The organism is Chloroflexota bacterium, from assembly GCA_018825785.1.
In the GTDB taxonomy this organism is placed as follows: domain Bacteria; phylum Chloroflexota; class Dehalococcoidia; order JACVQG01; family JAHKAY01; genus JAHKAY01.
Genome location: JAHKAY010000052.1, coordinates 22,941 through 37,445 on the forward strand (window position 1 = coordinate 22,941; position 14,505 = coordinate 37,445).

19 protein-coding genes are annotated in these 14,505 nt (G+C 59.4%); 3 read left to right on the forward strand and 16 right to left on the reverse strand.

Features of this window, described 5'->3' with window-relative positions; all coding sequences use genetic code 11:
• Window positions 1-44 precede the first annotated feature (44 nt).
• The 3 genes from KJ624_07275 to KJ624_07285 all read left to right on the forward strand — a co-directional run bounded on the left by KJ624_07275 (window position 45) and on the right by KJ624_07285 (window position 1,709).
• Window positions 45-815, forward strand: coding sequence for a zinc ribbon domain-containing protein (locus KJ624_07275; protein ID MBU2009617.1), 771 nt, complete (start codon window positions 45-47; stop codon window positions 813-815).
• A 95-nt stretch (window positions 816-910) separates the two neighbouring features.
• Window positions 911-1,195 (forward strand): glutaredoxin family protein, encoded by a 285-nt coding sequence (locus tag KJ624_07280; GenBank protein ID MBU2009618.1) that lies wholly within the window; start codon window positions 911-913, stop codon window positions 1,193-1,195.
• Window positions 1,196-1,217: 22 nt separating this feature from the next.
• On the forward strand, window positions 1,218-1,709 hold the full coding sequence (locus KJ624_07285) for a ferredoxin:glutaredoxin reductase (GenBank protein MBU2009619.1): 492 nt from the start codon (window positions 1,218-1,220) through the stop codon (window positions 1,707-1,709).
• 6 nt (window positions 1,710-1,715) lie between these two features.
• Here the strand turns inward: KJ624_07285 and KJ624_07290 are convergent, their stop codons facing one another.
• The 16 genes from KJ624_07290 to KJ624_07365 form a co-directional block, all read right to left on the reverse strand.
• Window positions 1,716-2,147 carry a response regulator gene (locus KJ624_07290; GenBank protein MBU2009620.1) on the reverse strand — a complete coding sequence of 144 codons (432 nt, stop codon included), beginning with the start codon at window positions 2,145-2,147 and terminating at the stop codon, window positions 1,716-1,718.
• Window positions 2,144-3,478 carry a GAF domain-containing sensor histidine kinase gene (locus KJ624_07295; protein MBU2009621.1) on the reverse strand — a complete coding sequence of 445 codons (1,335 nt, stop codon included), beginning with the start codon at window positions 3,476-3,478 and terminating at the stop codon, window positions 2,144-2,146. Before KJ624_07295 ends, KJ624_07290 begins: the two co-directional genes overlap by 4 nt.
• 355 nt (window positions 3,479-3,833) lie before the next feature.
• Window positions 3,834-4,403, reverse strand: a complete 570-nt coding sequence (locus KJ624_07300; protein MBU2009622.1) for an acetate uptake transporter — start codon at window positions 4,401-4,403, stop codon at window positions 3,834-3,836.
• 35 nt (window positions 4,404-4,438) lie between these two features.
• Window positions 4,439-6,430, reverse strand: coding sequence for an acetate--CoA ligase (gene acs, locus KJ624_07305; GenBank protein MBU2009623.1), 1,992 nt, complete (start codon window positions 6,428-6,430; stop codon window positions 4,439-4,441).
• An 87-nt stretch (window positions 6,431-6,517) separates the two neighbouring features.
• Window positions 6,518-6,970, reverse strand: a complete 453-nt coding sequence (locus tag KJ624_07310) for a cyclic nucleotide-binding domain-containing protein (protein ID MBU2009624.1) — start codon at window positions 6,968-6,970, stop codon at window positions 6,518-6,520.
• A gap of 220 nt (window positions 6,971-7,190) precedes the next feature.
• Entirely contained in the window at window positions 7,191-7,412 is a 222-nt protein-coding gene (locus KJ624_07315; GenBank protein ID MBU2009625.1) for a DUF2007 domain-containing protein, read from the reverse strand.
• A 134-nt stretch (window positions 7,413-7,546) separates the two neighbouring features.
• On the reverse strand, window positions 7,547-8,215 hold the full coding sequence (locus KJ624_07320; protein MBU2009626.1) for a hypothetical protein: 669 nt from the start codon (window positions 8,213-8,215) through the stop codon (window positions 7,547-7,549).
• A complete protein-coding gene (locus tag KJ624_07325; protein MBU2009627.1) occupies window positions 8,212-10,338 on the reverse strand; it encodes a CDC48 family AAA ATPase in 2,127 nt (708 codons plus the stop codon). Before KJ624_07325 ends, KJ624_07320 begins: the two co-directional genes overlap by 4 nt.
• Before the next feature lie 4 nt (window positions 10,339-10,342).
• Window positions 10,343-11,059, reverse strand: a complete 717-nt coding sequence (locus KJ624_07330; protein ID MBU2009628.1) for a helix-turn-helix domain-containing protein — start codon at window positions 11,057-11,059, stop codon at window positions 10,343-10,345.
• Between the two features lie 82 nt (window positions 11,060-11,141).
• Window positions 11,142-11,444 (reverse strand): gas vesicle protein, encoded by a 303-nt coding sequence (locus KJ624_07335; protein ID MBU2009629.1) that lies wholly within the window; start codon window positions 11,442-11,444, stop codon window positions 11,142-11,144.
• A gap of 1 nt (window position 11,445) precedes the next feature.
• On the reverse strand, window positions 11,446-12,036 hold the full coding sequence (locus KJ624_07340; GenBank protein ID MBU2009630.1) for a gas vesicle protein K: 591 nt from the start codon (window positions 12,034-12,036) through the stop codon (window positions 11,446-11,448).
• A gap of 2 nt (window positions 12,037-12,038) precedes the next feature.
• Window positions 12,039-12,869, reverse strand: a complete 831-nt coding sequence (locus KJ624_07345; protein MBU2009631.1) for a GvpL/GvpF family gas vesicle protein — start codon at window positions 12,867-12,869, stop codon at window positions 12,039-12,041.
• A gap of 19 nt (window positions 12,870-12,888) precedes the next feature.
• Entirely contained in the window at window positions 12,889-13,131 is a 243-nt protein-coding gene (locus KJ624_07350) for a gas vesicle protein GvpG (protein MBU2009632.1), read from the reverse strand.
• A gap of 9 nt (window positions 13,132-13,140) precedes the next feature.
• Entirely contained in the window at window positions 13,141-13,890 is a 750-nt protein-coding gene (locus tag KJ624_07355) for a GvpL/GvpF family gas vesicle protein (GenBank protein MBU2009633.1), read from the reverse strand.
• A gap of 15 nt (window positions 13,891-13,905) precedes the next feature.
• On the reverse strand, window positions 13,906-14,178 hold the full coding sequence (locus tag KJ624_07360) for a gas vesicle protein (GenBank protein MBU2009634.1): 273 nt from the start codon (window positions 14,176-14,178) through the stop codon (window positions 13,906-13,908).
• Window positions 14,179-14,187: 9 nt separating this feature from the next.
• Window positions 14,188-14,505, reverse strand: a complete 318-nt coding sequence (locus tag KJ624_07365; GenBank protein ID MBU2009635.1) for a hypothetical protein — start codon at window positions 14,503-14,505, stop codon at window positions 14,188-14,190.

Sequence of the window (14,505 nt, forward strand, 5' to 3'; positions counted from 1 at the left end):
TGCCTGCACTGGCACAAACCCAGCCCGCAAGTCTTAAGAACGTAGTGCTAACGGTATATCCTGAATACGACGACCCCATTGGCCTGGGAGTCCCCACAGTGCTAGTGATGCTCGACGGACAAATTGAAGGTGCAGTCCCGCCAACAACTGTCAGGTTCCTGGTACCGCAAGGTGCAACCATGTATTCCGCGGGGTCTGGACCTAGAGCAAATTATGTGGGAGGACCTCCCGACAGGAAACCTTCGGACATCAGCGGATGGGATGAGATCAGCTATGAGCTCCAGACTGACAACTTCGTCGTCGAATATTACATGCCCATACAGACCTCGCCGGACAAGGCGTTCTCAGTTGAGTTTGTTCCTCTGTACGACATTAGCCGTTTGACAGCTATTGTGCAGGAACCACGGCAAGCTACGAACTTCAGCTCGGCACCTCAGATGCAGCCTGTAACGCAACGGCAGTCTACCGATACGCAGGGGTTCAATCTGCGTTACTACACATACGCCACTTTGAAGAGCCTCCAACCAGTCGGCTTCTCCATCTCCTATACGAAGAAGAATCCTGCCCCATCACTGGAAATCAGCAGCTCCAACCAGGGACCTGTGCTCGTTGCCGTGATACTGGGTGTCGTTTTGCTGGGGATTGGAGTCTACTGGGCACTCAGGAAATCATCCTCTGTGAGATCGGGCAGAGATAGAGTCTCCAGAAAGGGACATGGCTCGGAACCTGGCGGAGACCGTTTCTGCACCCGGTGTGGTGCCGAGCTGGACAAGTCACACCGCTATTGCCGCAAATGCGGAACCAAGGGCCGTTAGAAGTTGGGTTCACATAGTTTACATAATCCGTGCAGAAAAAGATATAATGCGCGACACAGGTACAGGCAATCGGAGAAAAGGGGGGTACTACACGGATGACTGCAGTTCACATTCCCGGCAAGAAGTCCGGTCATATCATGCTGTTTGCCCTCAGTACCTGCGGCTGGTGTCAGAAGACAAAGAAGCTGCTGGATGATTTGGGGGTGGAGTACTACTACGAGTATGTTGACCACCTTCATGGCGACGAAAGGGAAAGAGCGATACAAGAGGTAGCGGGCTGGAATCCCAGTGGCACTTTCCCCACCCTGGTCATAAACGGTGAGAGATGCATCGTTGGCTACAAGGACGGGGAAATCAGGGAGGCGCTGAGCGTTGCCTGAGCGGGAGGTAACCGAGGCCGATATTGACAGCCTGCATAAGAGACTGGAGCAGGAAGCTGAATCTGCCGGCTATCATCTCAATGCTGATGTGCAGTTCACAAAGGGCCTGGTCAAGAGCCTGCTCGTAAACGAGCGCAGGTATGGCTACTGGGCCTGCCCCTGCCGCCTCGCCTCGGGAGACAAACAGGAGGACCTGGACATTATCTGTCCGTGTGACTACAGAGACCCTGACCTGAATGATTATGATGCCTGCTACTGCGCCTTGTACGTCTCTGAGGCTGCCCGGAAGGGCGAAAAGACCGTAGGCAGCATACCGGAGCGGAGACCACCGCCAGCGGAACGTCAGCAAAGAGCTCAAAGGCAACCAGGAGGAATGTTCGGGCTTTCCCTGCCCATATGGAGGTGCAAGGTGTGCGGTTATCTTTGCGCCAGGGAACAGCCACCCGAAGTATGTCCCATATGCAAGTCAAAGAGAGACCGCTTTGAGCGGTTCATTGAGGCAGCAAGGACATAGTGGGAATCACTTTTGCCTGGCGGTGGATGTCTTGGCCAGGGCTGCCTTGACCCGCTGCAACAGGGCAGTCGGTGAGACTGGCTTTTCGATATAATCGTCCGCAGCAAATTGCACCGCCGTCTCCAGGTGGTAGCGCCGTCTAGCAGGCTCCTCCCTCACCGAGCTCAGCACCACGATGGGCATGCTGTCGTAGGCTCGCCACTTCTCTTCTTCATGGAGTTCCTTCAGTACGGCGAAGCCGTCCTTCCGCGGCATAAGGAGGTCAAGCAGCATCAAGTTCGGCCTTTCCGCAGCCAGCTTGAGCAGCGCTTCCTCACCGTCTTTTGCCATGATCACCTGGAAGCCTGCTGGCTCCAGCATCATGCCTATAGCGTCACGCATATCAGGGTCGTCGTCCACCACCAGAATCTTGGCTCCCTCAGTTGTCTTCTCTGTCATTGCTGGCGCTCCCCCTGTGCCTGGCCCTGCCGAGGCAAGGTGAAGCTGAATCTGCTCCCCTGGCCGGTCTCAGGGCAGGGGCTTTCCGCCCAGACCCTGCCCCCGTGGGCTTCCACGATCCTTTTTACTATAGCTAGGCCAAGCCCCGTTCCCGGGACTTCCACATTGCTGCCCCGGAAGAACTCGTCGAAGAGGTGAGACATATCCTGGGGTGGAATGCCTATGCCGGTATCCAGCACCTCGATTAGGACCTCATCGGGCTTCTCCTTCACCCGCAGCGTCACCATGCCGCCAGATGGGGTGTATGTCACAGCGTTGACCAGGAGGTTGGTCAGCACTTGCTGCAACCGGAGTTCATCGCCCCGGACGTTGGGCAGTGGCTGGGGAAGCTCCTTCTTCAGCGCTATCTCTTTCTGCTGCGCCTCAACGGCCACCACCTCTAGAGAATTCTTGATCACCGACTCCATGTCGGTCTCCTTAAGCTCATCCATCAGTTGCCCAGCCTCTAATCTAGATAAATCCATGATGTTGCTGATAAGCTCAATCATCTGCATGACTCTCGTGCTGCTCCGTTTGAGAATCTTGAGCACCTTATCTGGGATTTCCCCAGCATAGCCTTCGAGCACAACACCCATATAGGCCTGAACAGCTGCCAGGGGAGCCTTGAGGTCATGCCCTGCCACGTATACGAGGCGAAGAAGGTCTTTTCTGCCCTCTTCCAGCTTGAACAGCTCTCTGGCCACCTCTCGTAGGCGGCCATGGAGGTATTCCCTACTTACTTCCAGCCTGGCCAGCTCCTGGGCCTCCTGAATGAGAAGCTCGTTGGCCTTTGCTATGGCCTCATGGGTCCCAGCCCTATCGAGAGCCAAGGCCCCAAGATTAGCCGCGGCCCTGAGGAAATCGATTTCCTCGGCGGAGTGACTGCGGGACTCCGAGGCGTAGATCCTGAGCACACCTGCCAGCTCCTCGCCCAGCATCATGGGCACTGATAGCATGGAGACGATGCCCTCTCTGATAGCCTCCTCCCGATATTCCACCCGGGCGTCGGCAGATACATCAACCATAGAGACATTCTTGCCGTCCGCAAACTCGGTCAGGATGTGGGTGCGCTGCACGGGCCCCTTCTGCACATACTCCCTGCTCAGCCCATAGTCGGCACTGTGCGTGAGTTGACCCCTTTCCGCGGTCAGCAACAGGACAGCGCAGCCCTTGGCGCCGACGGCCTTAGTGACGCTTTCCACAATTGACTGGAGGACGCCGCGAACCTCCAGAGTGGAATTCACCGCGCTGGCGATTTCATAAAGAGCCTTGTGGCCAACAAACCCCATCATAAACAGCGTGGGTTCGGATGAAGTCCGCCCCGGCCTTCACCTTCTTGGGCAGCTGCTCTACACGGCCAGGCTGGACAGGCGCACAATTGCTGTCTGATTACCGGCGACATTGACGCCATCGCAGCAGCTTTTCAGCAACTCACCCTATTTTTGCACCACGTGGCCTGAGGTGCCCCTTCGGCGCGGCATCTGCGGTCACTGCAAATTGGCCGCCGGTCAGGACCTTCTACAGCTTGGTTCCCGCGGCTGGAAAAGTAACCAGCTCCAACCGGCCGTCCAGGCCTGTGGGGCTCACCCAACACGCCTTCACCTCGCCAAAAAGCCGCCAAGCATCAGGCCAAACAAGACTAACTCTTCATGCCTTGATGTGGCCAAGGGGAAGCACGTCCCGGCCAAAAACCGTGTTAATCAGTACCGCTGCTGAGCAATACCAGGCGATGAGAGCGCACAGAATCCCCTCGTACCCGGCGATGGTCCTGACAGTGTGGCTATACTCGCCCCAGGCCAACAGGAAGAAGAGCAGGGTCAGAGTCACAAAGACGCTCACCACCCCCCAGGACGTTTTCAAAGAGGCAACTGTCGCGTAGGCTGTAAAGATACCCCATCCTACTAGGAACAGAGCCATACCAGCGGGAGCAACGGCAGGAAGCAAGTCTGCATTTTGCAGAATTATCATAGTGGCCAGGGCGATCCAGAAGGCACCAAATGACGAGAAACAGGTAGCCCCAAAGATGTCCCCACGCTTCATGTCCCACATACCGGCACAAAACTGCGCGAGGCCGCCATAGAACAATCCCACGGGTAGGACCATACCCAGGCTATTGGCATCGACAATCCCGGCATTGACGAAATTCAGCAGGAAGGTGGTCATAGCGAACCCCCCCAAGCCAAGAGCTGCCGGGTTTGCCAGTTTGTTGTCACTCATGAGTTTCTATCCTCCTCTTTTCGTTGTTCCCCTTCTCACGCACCGTCTTTGCTCCGTCTACCACTGACCAGCGTTTCTACTACCGAGGGGTCAGCCAGTGTGCTGGTATCGCCCAACTGGTCGATGTTGCCGGCAGCAATCTTGGTGAGTATTCGCCTCATGATCTTTCCGCTTCTTGTCTTGGGCAGAGCATCGGCAAACTGAATTTCGTCTGGCGAGGCTATAGGGCCAATCGTCTTGCGAACATGAGATACCAGCTCCTTTCTGAGAGCGTCAGATTCTTGCTCGCCAGCTTTTAGAGTGACGAAGGCATATATCCCATCACCCTTTATCTTGTGGGGCGTACCCACAACCGCAGCTTCTGCCACCTTGCTATGGGAAACCAGGGCACTCTCAACTTCGGCTGCTCCTATGCGATGACCTGACACTTTGATGACATCGTCTATGCGTCCCATTAACCAGTAGTAGCCATCTTCATCCACCCTGGCCCCATCTCCGGTGGTATACATGCCAGGGAACTGAACGAAGTAGGTCTTCTTGAACCTTTCTGGCTCACCATACACCCCCCGCATCAAGCCCGGCCACGGTCTCTTAATCACCAGATAACCACCCTCATTCACATCAGCGGCAGAGCCATCCTCTCTGAGCACTGCTGGCACAATCCCAGGAAAAGGCCATGTAGCTGAACCTGGCTTCAAGGGAGTAGCTCCGGGCAGTGGACTAATCAGTATGCCACCCGTCTCTGTCTGCCACCAGGTATCCACAATTGGGCACTTGCCCTTGCCTATCACATTGTAGTACCACATCCAGGCTTCAGGGTTGATAAATTCACCAACCGAGCCCAGGATACGCAACGAGCTTAGGTCATGCCTGTTGGGCCACTCATCTCCCTCTCTCATTATCGACCGAATCGCAGTAGGAGCAGTATAGAAAATATTAACCTGATACTTCTCCACAATCTCCCAGAATCTATCTGGATGAGGATAGGTAGGAACGCCTTCAAACATGAGACTTGTTGCTCCAAGGGCCAAAGGACCGTAGACGATATAGCTATGACCAGTCACCCAGCCAATATCCGCTGTACACCAGTAGGTGTCCTCTTCCTTTACATCGAATATCCATTTGAAGGTCTGCTGGCAGTATAAGAGGTAACCAGCCTGGGTGTGGAGAACACCCTTGGGTTTTCCTGTGCTGCCGCTGGTATAAAGGATGTATAGGGGATCCTCGGCATCCATTACCTCGGGCTCGCAAAGCAGTTCTGTACCATCAGCATTCATCTCGTCTTCCCACCAGTAGTCACGGCCCTCCTTAATGGGCACTTCAATCTTGGCCCTCTTGACTACTATCACATCCTTCACCTCGGGGCAGGCCTTGAGGGCCTCGTCTGCATTGTCCTTGCTCCTTATGATTCTACCGCCACGGTAGTAACCATCGACACAAACGAGCATTTTGGACCCGCAGTCAAGCATCCTGTCCCTGAGGGAATCTGCACTGAAACCGCCAAAGACCACGCTATGGACAGCCCCAATCCTGGCACAGGCCAGCATAGCAACCGGTAGCTCAGGAATCATAGGTAGATAGATAGATACCCGGTCACCCTTCTTGACGCCATGCTTCTTCAAAACACTGGCAAACTTGCAGACCTCCCCGTGTAGCTGTTGATAGGTAAGCGTCCTGCTATCACCAATGTCCCCTTCCCAGACTATTGCCGCTTTGTTCTTCCTCCATGTCTTGAGGTGCCTGTCCAGGCAATTGTAGCTGACATTGAGCTTTCCCCCAACAAACCACTGGTGCTTAGCCTCCTTGAAGTCTTCGACAAGCACCCTGTCCCACTTCTTATACCAATGGAGCTGTTCTGCCATCTCTGCCCAAAACCCCTCAGGGTCGTCAACAGACCTCTGGTAAATCTTCTTGTACGCGTCCGGGCTCTTGATATGAGCGTTTTCGCTGAGCTCCTCTGGAGGATAGAAGACTCTTGCCTCTTCCATCATAGAGGTAATTGCCTTGGGTTCTTCTTGCACAGTCATCCTCTCTTAACCTCCTTCAGTTCGATAGTCAACCTGCGGGTATTTTGGCATTGGCTACGGCCAGCCAAATGCCGTCTGCGGCGTCCCCTAATCAGCAGTAACACCTAGCAACTGAACATACGCCTGGTGTAGTCTTGTTGCCACCATCCGTGCTACTGCCTTGAAAACCACAACGCCCATGTCGGGGTGGGTGGAACACATGTTGGACAGCTCCTGCCCGCCCACTGCCAGTGCCGTTGTCTTCTCTATGGCTTTTACCGTAGCAGTATAAACGTGCGGCTCTATTATAGCTGACCAGCCAAAGCTCTCAAAGTTGGACGCCGCCTGGACCTGACGCTGGGCCATTGGCCCCACTTCCAGGAAAATCCCTACCAGGCCGTCTTCGATTACGTAGAGCTTCCCTCCTATCTTGCCCTGCTTGCATATAGACGCCCCCGGCTCAAATACCTGATGAGTGAACATTTTCTCCAGCAAGCCAAGTTGCTCGTTGTCCAACTCACGAAACAGGTCGGACCTCTTCAGCGCCTCTAGTTTGTTCAACTTTACCCCCCATTTAACATATTCCGCTCGGCAACGCACAGATTGCCTATGTGAATTATATCACTCACTGGCAAGAATACAAGTGGGTGTACTCCTTCAGGCGATTGGCGACACTTCCCTCTTTCCAGGTTCCGGACATTTTGTCAGATACTGTTGAGGGGTTAGGTAGCCAAGGACTGGGGCAAAATGGTCCCTCTCCCAGCCTGTCAAGCTGACGGGATTACCCTTCTTCAGCCCGCCCAATCTCTCGGGGCTCGATTATGCGCTTCGCCTCATCGGCGAGCCCCTGCGGCACCAGGATGCTCACTTGCCCTAAACCATCGACAGTGAGGCCATACACTCTGCCGGCACTCTCCCATTTGAGCAGGACGGGGATTCCTTCGCTCTCCAGATGCGACTTGACAACATTGGCAGCGAGCTCACCCTGAACCGTGCAGACCACCACAAGGTCTGATTGAGAGCATCCCATGTCTCTGCCTCTCCTCAGCGTCCACTATATCAGATAGTCCTCGTTCTTGGAAGGCGCTGGTGCAACATGAGGGAGGTAGATTGGGACTTCCCAGTGGCGTCTGTTCTTTAACGGCGGGGGGGGATGGGGGAGGCCAGGTAGTCGGCCAGATGGCGCCATCGCTGGGGGTCCTTCCCGGAGGTGAGTTCTGCAAGATACAGCCTCACCCTGTCGGGCTCTTTCAGCGGCTCTACCGAGATGTCCTCTGGCAGGAGGGGAATAACATCATGGTAGGCCCCTATGAAGAGGACGGCGGTCTCCCCTTCCTTCAGGGTTTCAGCGATGGTCCTGGCTATGAACCTGTCCCTTTCCTCCAGCAGGCGCGCCCTCCGGGCCTTGAGTTCCTGGGAAGGGCCTTCGGCGCCGGCTTCCTGGCGGGCCAGCCTCAGCTCCTCCAGGAGAAGGGAGGGGTCCTCGGTTTTTCTTATGTCTGCGCCCCTGTTCGCCAGGTCCAGAAGGAGGCGGTGGTTCAGGCTGCCCCTTCTGGCCGCCTCTTCTATGACCCTCCTGCCCAGCTCGCCATCGGCAGCCAGGCCGTCCTGGTATATCACCAGGTGGCTGCCTTCCAGGGATAGCAGGTGGTCCTCTACAGCCCGCCAGAACCGGGAGACGGCCTCCTGGTGCTCCGTCCACCGTTTGCCTCCCACCAGGGAGGCGCTTTTTTTCTCCAGGGCGGGGCCCAGGCTTCCCATATCCCCCCTGGTGTGAATGATGGGCACATAGAGGAGCTTTCTCATCTCTTGAAGGCTTTCAGGGCCTCTTCAAAGTGCCGGGCGGCGACCTGAAGGGAGGTTTCTCCCTGGGCTCTTGTCTCGGCTCCATTGATGAACCCCCGGATGGCCAGGAGAGAGGCCCTGCGGCAGACGGCCTCTATCTCGGAGCCAACCAAGCCCGGGGTGGTGGCCGCCAGGGCCTTCAGGTCCACATCGGGGGCCAGGGGTTTGCCCCGGGTGTGAATCCTGAAGACCTCCAGCCTCTCCTTTTCGTTGGGGAGGGGTAGCTCCAGCCGGAAGTCAAAGCGGCCGGGGCGGAGGAGGGCGGGGTCAATGATATCGGGCCGGTTGGTGGCGGCCAGGACCACCACCCCCTTGAGCTCCTCTATCCCGTCCAGCTCGGTAAGGAACTGGCTGATGACCCTTTCGGTGACATGGGAATCGGCGGCGGAGCCGCGGAGGGGGGCAATGGCATCCAGCTCATCAAAGAAGACGATACAGGGGCTGGCCTGCCTGGCTTTCTTGAAGACCTCCCGGATGGCCCTCTCCGACTCCCCCACCCATTTGGAGAGGAGGGCCGGGCCCTTGACGGAGATGAAGTTCACCCCGCTCTGGCTGGCCACCGCTTTGGCCAGGAGGGTCTTCCCGCTGCCGGGCGGACCGGTGAGCAGGATGCCCTTGGCCGGGACGGTGTTGGTCTGCTTGAATATTTCGGAGTATTTCAGGGGCCAGACGATGGTCTCCATAAGCACCCTCTTGGCCTCCTCCAGGCCCCCCACATCCTCCCACCGGACATCGGGCACCTCGGTGAAGACCTCCCTTATGGCCGAGGGCTCCACGTCCTTCAGGGCCTCCAGAAAGTCGTCCATCCTGACCTCCAGCTGGGAGAGGAGTTCATAGGGGAGGGTGTCGGCGTCAAGCTCAATCCCGGGCATTATCCTCCTCACCACCGTCATGGCCGCTTCCCGACACAGGGCCTCCAGGTCCGCACCCACGAAGCCATGGGTGAGCTCCGCCAGCTTCTCCAGGTCCACAGCTTGGGCAAGGGGCATCCCTCTGGTGTGGACCTCCAGAATTTCCAGCCTCCCCTTGCGGTCGGGCACCGCGAGGGCAATCTCCCGGTCAAAGCGGCCCGGGCGCCGCAGGGCCGGGTCGAGCATGTTGGGGACGTTGGTGGCGCCGATGACGATGACCTGGCCCCGGGACTCCAGCCCGTCCATAAGAGATAGGAGCTGGGCCACCACCCTGCGTTCCACCTGCTGGTCGCCCCGCATCTCCTCCCGCTTAGGCGCGATGGCGTCCAACTCATCAATGAAAAGGATGGCCGGGGCATGGGCCTGGGCCTCCTCGAAGACCTTCCTGAGACGCCCCTCCGATTCCCCGTAAAACTTCCCCATAATCTCCGGACCGCTGATATGAGTAAAGTAGGCTGAGGTCCCATTGGCCACGGCCCGGGCGATAAGGGTCTTGCCGCAGCCGGGGGGGCCGTGGAGGAGCACCCCCTTGGGAGGCTCTATCCCCAGCCTTTCAAAGAGCTCAGGGTATTTCAGGGGAAGCTCAATCATCTCCCTGATGCGCTGGGTCTCCTTCTGCAGCCCACCGATGTCCTCGTAGGTGACCCCGGGCTTCTCCTTCCCGGGGGCCCTTTCTCCCTTTACCTTGATGGTGGTGAGAGGGCCGACCATGGCCGCCCCCTTGGGGCTGATTTCCACCACCAGGAACTCCTGATAGCGGCTGCCCAGCAGGGTGGCCCTCACCTTGTCCCCCGGGGACACCGCCAGCCCCTCCAGGAGCCTTCCCAGATATCTTCTGTCCTTGTCCCCCAGGAAGGCGCTGGAAGGGGTCACGGGGGCCAGGAGCAGGCTTGAGGCGATGGGGCAGGTAATTTTCTGGACCTGGGCCTTTTCTCCCAGGCCTGTCTGAGCGTTCTCCCGGGTGATGCCGTCTATCTGGATAAGGCTCTTGCCCCGGTCCTGGGGATAGGCGGGCATGGTCTTGGCTACGGTGGGCCTCTTGCCCAGGACCTGGACGAACTCCCCAACCTCGACCCCCAGCCTGGCCATATCCTGGGGGTCCAGCCGGGCCATACCTCTGCCGACATCTTTGGCCAGGGCTTCGGATACCTTGAGGGTCAGGGCCTGGTCCATTCCCTTAAGCCTTTACCAGCTCTATCTCCAGGACCCCGTTCCTGTAAGAGGAGCGTACCAGGCTAGCCCGGGAGGGGAGGAGGAGCTCCTTGTGGTATTTCCTGTCGCCCTTCTCGGCGGTGAGCTCCAGGATGTCCTCCTTTAGCTCCAGGTGGATATCCTTCTCCTCTACCCCGGGGAGTTCCGCGATGACCCGCAGCCCCTTCCCCTCATCCAGCACATCCACCAGGGGCTCGCGGGTCTCCGCCACCTGGGGGCCCGCCGCCGTATCCTTTATGTTGCCGAACTGCTCTATGATGGGCTTGCCCCCCAGCCCCACCCGGACGCTGAAGCCGTAGACGGCTTTCCCCTTGCCGCCCAGAATTTCCTTTTCACCGGAGAGGGCCTCCTCTGTCCTCCCCTCCTCCACCATCCGGGACACCAGGTCAAACAGGCCCCCAATACCTTTGAAGACACCCCCCACACCCCCCAGGCTCACCTCCACCCCAACATCTTTCTCGGGCTTTGTTCGCTTCTCCTTCATAGACGCACCTCCCTTTTCATCTTCTGCCTCTGTCTGCCGCCTGAGCTCCTCCAGCCGGAGGGCTATAAGGGGCATCGGGCGGCTTGTCCCCGCCTCCCACCGCCTCACGGACTGAAAGGACACCTCCAGAAGCCGGGCGAAGCGCTCCTGGGAGAGCCCCAGCCTTGCCCTCAACTCCTTCACCAGCCTCCCCTCCATTGTTTATCACCCCCTTTGTCCTATATCGTATCAGGTGATATATCATATGTCAATACACATGATATATCAGGGGGGTGGTTAGCTAGGGGCTGGGGTCTGGCGGGTGGTGTTCCAGGCGTTCCAGGCGCTCCCTGAGGAGATGGTTCTCCTGTTCCAGTTGCCCTGCGCGGGAGGAGAGGAGGGGGTCGCTCTTCCACCAGTCGATGCCCATCTTCACGGCCGTGTCCACCGAAGCCACTAGGAGGCGGATGCGGATGGTGATGAGCTCCACGCTCCCGATGAGGATGGTGATGTCCCCGGCGATGACGATGCCCTTGTCCAGAATGCGTTCCAGGACCTCGGGCAGGGTGGCGGCGCCGCTGTAGGTGACGACTCGCTGCTGCATACTACATCAGCCTGCCCAGGGGGCCCAGGTCCAACCCCAGGTCCTCCTCCTTGAGGTGGAAGGTCTCTCTCATCTGATGCATCTTCTGCTCCATGAGCCTGAAGGCCCGCCCCAGGCGTTCCGTTTCCTGGGGGGTAAGGGTGCCCCGCTCCATCCGGCGCAAAGTCTCCCTCTCCAGGAGACGGCGTATGAGCTCCGCCAGGGTGAGGACGAGCCGGGCTATGCCGTCGGCCGTCTTTTCCGGGTCTATATCCGCAACCCCTGAGGGGGAGGAAGTGAACTCGGGGGACACCTCCTGTTCGCGCCCCGGGTGAGCTAGCCCCGCCTCTCCTACCTGGTCTTCAGGGGGACCAGACCCCGCACCCGGACCGCCACCATTCCCGGGGGACGGGTGGGGTCTCCAGTCCGGGGAGGGTCCGCCCTGCACCTCCCGTATCTTGTCCACCGAGGTCACCACCAGGCGGAGGGAGGCGAAGATGAGGTCCACCTCAGCCACGGAAAGGGTGAGGTCCCCGGCTACTACGACCCCCTTATCAAGCAGGCGGTCCAGGAGGTCCAGGAGGGTGGCCTCCCGCTCCCGAACCCTCAGCATGGTCACGGGGCTTCCACATCCAGGTCAACCTGGGCGAAATGGTAGGGGGGCCAGGGTCCCGAGAGGACGAAGCGCAGCCCCCGGCAGCTGAACTCTCCTCCCAGCCGCTCCAACTCATCCCGGAAGCGCACCGTATATTCCTGCGGCACCAGGTATGCCCCGTGGAGCACCACCGTCTCCTTCCCTTCCATCTCTCCCCGGACCTCCAGGGTCTCCGCCGCCTCGCAGACCCCTGTCAGGGCTTCGTGGACCTGCTGGGCCCACTGGGGCAAGCGCTCCTGGGCTTTGTCCTCCAGGAGCAGCTCCAGCTGCTTGCCCTGGAGGTAAGCCTTGCCCGGAGGTATGTTTTGGAGGCGCTCACGAAGGCTTCTAACCTCAGGGTCCTCCCTCGCCAGGGCTTCCGTAAACGCCTCCTCCCGGCAGTGGACCTTCACCCCCCATTCCATCTTTCCCGCCAGCCGCTCCAGCAGGGAGACCAGCTCCCTTTCCTTTGCCGCCAGGAGGGATAGGAGGCGGTCCCGGTCTCGGAAGAGGATGCCAAAGCGCACGGGCACGGGCACTACCGGAGCCCGCTGCATCACCTCCTGCAACACGGTGGCGTGGGCAAAGGCTTTTTCCTCCACCCATTGCACCTCCCCCGCCTTGAGGCGGTTCTCTACCTTCTCCGGGGCAAACTCCTCAAGGGAGACAGGGCTGGCCACTGCTGCCAGGCCGTTCCAGACCAGGAACTCCACCGCTCCTCCGGGCTGGACCCCTTCGCTGCGCAGGGGTGTGCCCGCCACAAAGGAAGGGGCAAGGCCGTATAGATAGATTCCCGTTTCGCCGGAGCTCACCCAGACTCTCCTTTCTCCATCAGACCTGGGGGCGGCGGCGCCAGGCCTCGGCCAGGCGCTCCAGCAGCTCCGCCTCCGTCCGAACGAACTCCTCCTGGCTTATCTCCCCCTCCTGGAGGCGGAGCTCCAGCGCCAGGAGGGCATCCCGCAGGGCCCCCTCGTCGTAGAGGGTGCCCTCGGCTTCTCCCGCGATGTGCCTGGCCAGCGCCATCAGGCCCTTGGCGGGTCCTGTGAAGGGCAGGAACAGAAGTCCCAGTCCCAAATATTTCCCCTACTGCCAGGAGATGGGCAGGTGGACGAAGTTAAAGGGCGGGGAGGGGCCCACCAGCCGGAAGCGGAGTCGGTCCTGGTATTCCTGGTCCAGGGAGCTGAGGGCCTGCCCAAAGACAGGCTCGGTGCCCTTTACCAGGAGAAAGGCGGCGTTCAGGAGGGTCTGCTCCATAGTGATATCGTTCACCTGGACCCCCGCTGCCAGAGGCTGGAGGCGCTCCAGGATGCGTCGGGACTCCACCTCCCGCCTGGTCTGAAGGGCTTCCTGCACCATCCTCCCCAGTTCTATCCGGTCCTGGTGGGTCTCAGCGGGGGGGCGCCGGGCTATGGCATCCCGGTAGCGGCGGATGTCCTGCCGCTGCGCCAAAATTTCCCGGAAGGGCTGGTCTTTATCCCGCCACAGGGCCTTGAGACCGAACTCTGCCTTGCCTTCCAGGGAGCGGAGCTGGTCCAGGAACTCCTGGCGGTAGCGGAGGAGCAGCTCCATCACCTTCTCCTGGCCCTCCGCTACCGTGCCGAAGGAGAAGGGGAGCACGGCGAACTCCCGCATCACCTCCTGGATGACAAGGAGATGTGCCACAGCGGTGGAGCGGGTGAGGGGATAGGGCCCGGGGCCGGCATCGCTGACCACCGCCGCCAGGTCGGCGGCGTGGATGGTGTGGACAGGCTCCTCCCCGTTTACCCGGGGGAGCTCTAAGGGCTTCTCCGTCCTGATGATACAGTAGAGGTATTTTCCAGCCTTGTCATCCATCCTCACCAGTCCTCCTCACCAGGTTTCCCCTTCCTTCATCGGCGACCCCCGCCGGCGCACCCCGAGGCGCTGGAAGTTGGCTACCCTCCCGTCCTCCAGGAGGACCAGGTAGCCCGCCAGGAGGTCGGAGGTATCGGGGACCGCCTTTCGCTCCAGGGTCTCCAGGGTAACCCTCCACTGCTCCCCCTCCTTGAGACAGGAGACCACGCTCACGATGGGTTGCCCCGTGAGCCGGGCTATCTCATCCCGGCCCTTTTCCACTGCCTGAGCCACGGTTGTCAACGGCATGGTGCCTCCTTAGTAGCGCATTTTCATAACGGGGTTGCCCGCCCGGGGCGAGCCTTCCCCCTGCTTTACCGGGGGGTCAGAAGGGTTGCCGCCGGGCGGGCGCACCCTCTTGAGGAGGTCCGCCTGGTAGCGCTCAATGGCCTGAAGCCGTTCCTTAAAGCCCTGGGACTTCCCGGCGAAGAGCCGCTCCTCCGCCAGCACCCGGGTTCGTTGCGCCGTCAGGCGGATTAGCTCCTGGTAGATGCGGATTTCGCTGGTCACCTGACTTCGCCGCAACACCGCCGGGCGGGTCATGGCCGGGCGGGAGCTGAACTTCTTCCGCACCAT

Bases quoted from the DNA above. Each gene is read 5' to 3' on its own strand.
- KJ624_07280 (MBU2009618.1), top strand. From the start codon at position 911: ATGACTGCAGTTCACATTCCCGGCAAGAAGTCCGGTCATATCATGCTG.
- KJ624_07290 (MBU2009620.1), bottom strand. From the start codon at position 2,147: ATGACAGAGAAGACAACTGAGGGAGCCAAGATTCTGGTGGTGGACGAC.
- KJ624_07295 (MBU2009621.1), bottom strand. From the start codon at position 3,478: ATGATGGGGTTTGTTGGCCACAAGGCTCTTTATGAAATCGCCAGCGCG.
- KJ624_07300 (MBU2009622.1), bottom strand. From the start codon at position 4,403: ATGAGTGACAACAAACTGGCAAACCCGGCAGCTCTTGGCTTGGGGGGG.
- acs (MBU2009623.1), bottom strand. From the start codon at position 6,430: ATGACTGTGCAAGAAGAACCCAAGGCAATTACCTCTATGATGGAAGAG.
- KJ624_07320 (MBU2009626.1), bottom strand. From the start codon at position 8,215: ATGAGAAAGCTCCTCTATGTGCCCATCATTCACACCAGGGGGGATATG.
- KJ624_07325 (MBU2009627.1), bottom strand. From the start codon at position 10,338: ATGGACCAGGCCCTGACCCTCAAGGTATCCGAAGCCCTGGCCAAAGAT.
- KJ624_07330 (MBU2009628.1), bottom strand. From the start codon at position 11,059: ATGGAGGGGAGGCTGGTGAAGGAGTTGAGGGCAAGGCTGGGGCTCTCC.
- KJ624_07335 (MBU2009629.1), bottom strand. From the start codon at position 11,444: ATGCAGCAGCGAGTCGTCACCTACAGCGGCGCCGCCACCCTGCCCGAG.
- KJ624_07340 (MBU2009630.1), bottom strand. From the start codon at position 12,036: ATGCTGAGGGTTCGGGAGCGGGAGGCCACCCTCCTGGACCTCCTGGAC.
- KJ624_07355 (MBU2009633.1), bottom strand. From the start codon at position 13,890: ATGGATGACAAGGCTGGAAAATACCTCTACTGTATCATCAGGACGGAG.
- KJ624_07360 (MBU2009634.1), bottom strand. From the start codon at position 14,178: ATGCCGTTGACAACCGTGGCTCAGGCAGTGGAAAAGGGCCGGGATGAG.
- KJ624_07365 (MBU2009635.1), bottom strand. From the start codon at position 14,505: ATGGTGCGGAAGAAGTTCAGCTCCCGCCCGGCCATGACCCGCCCGGCG.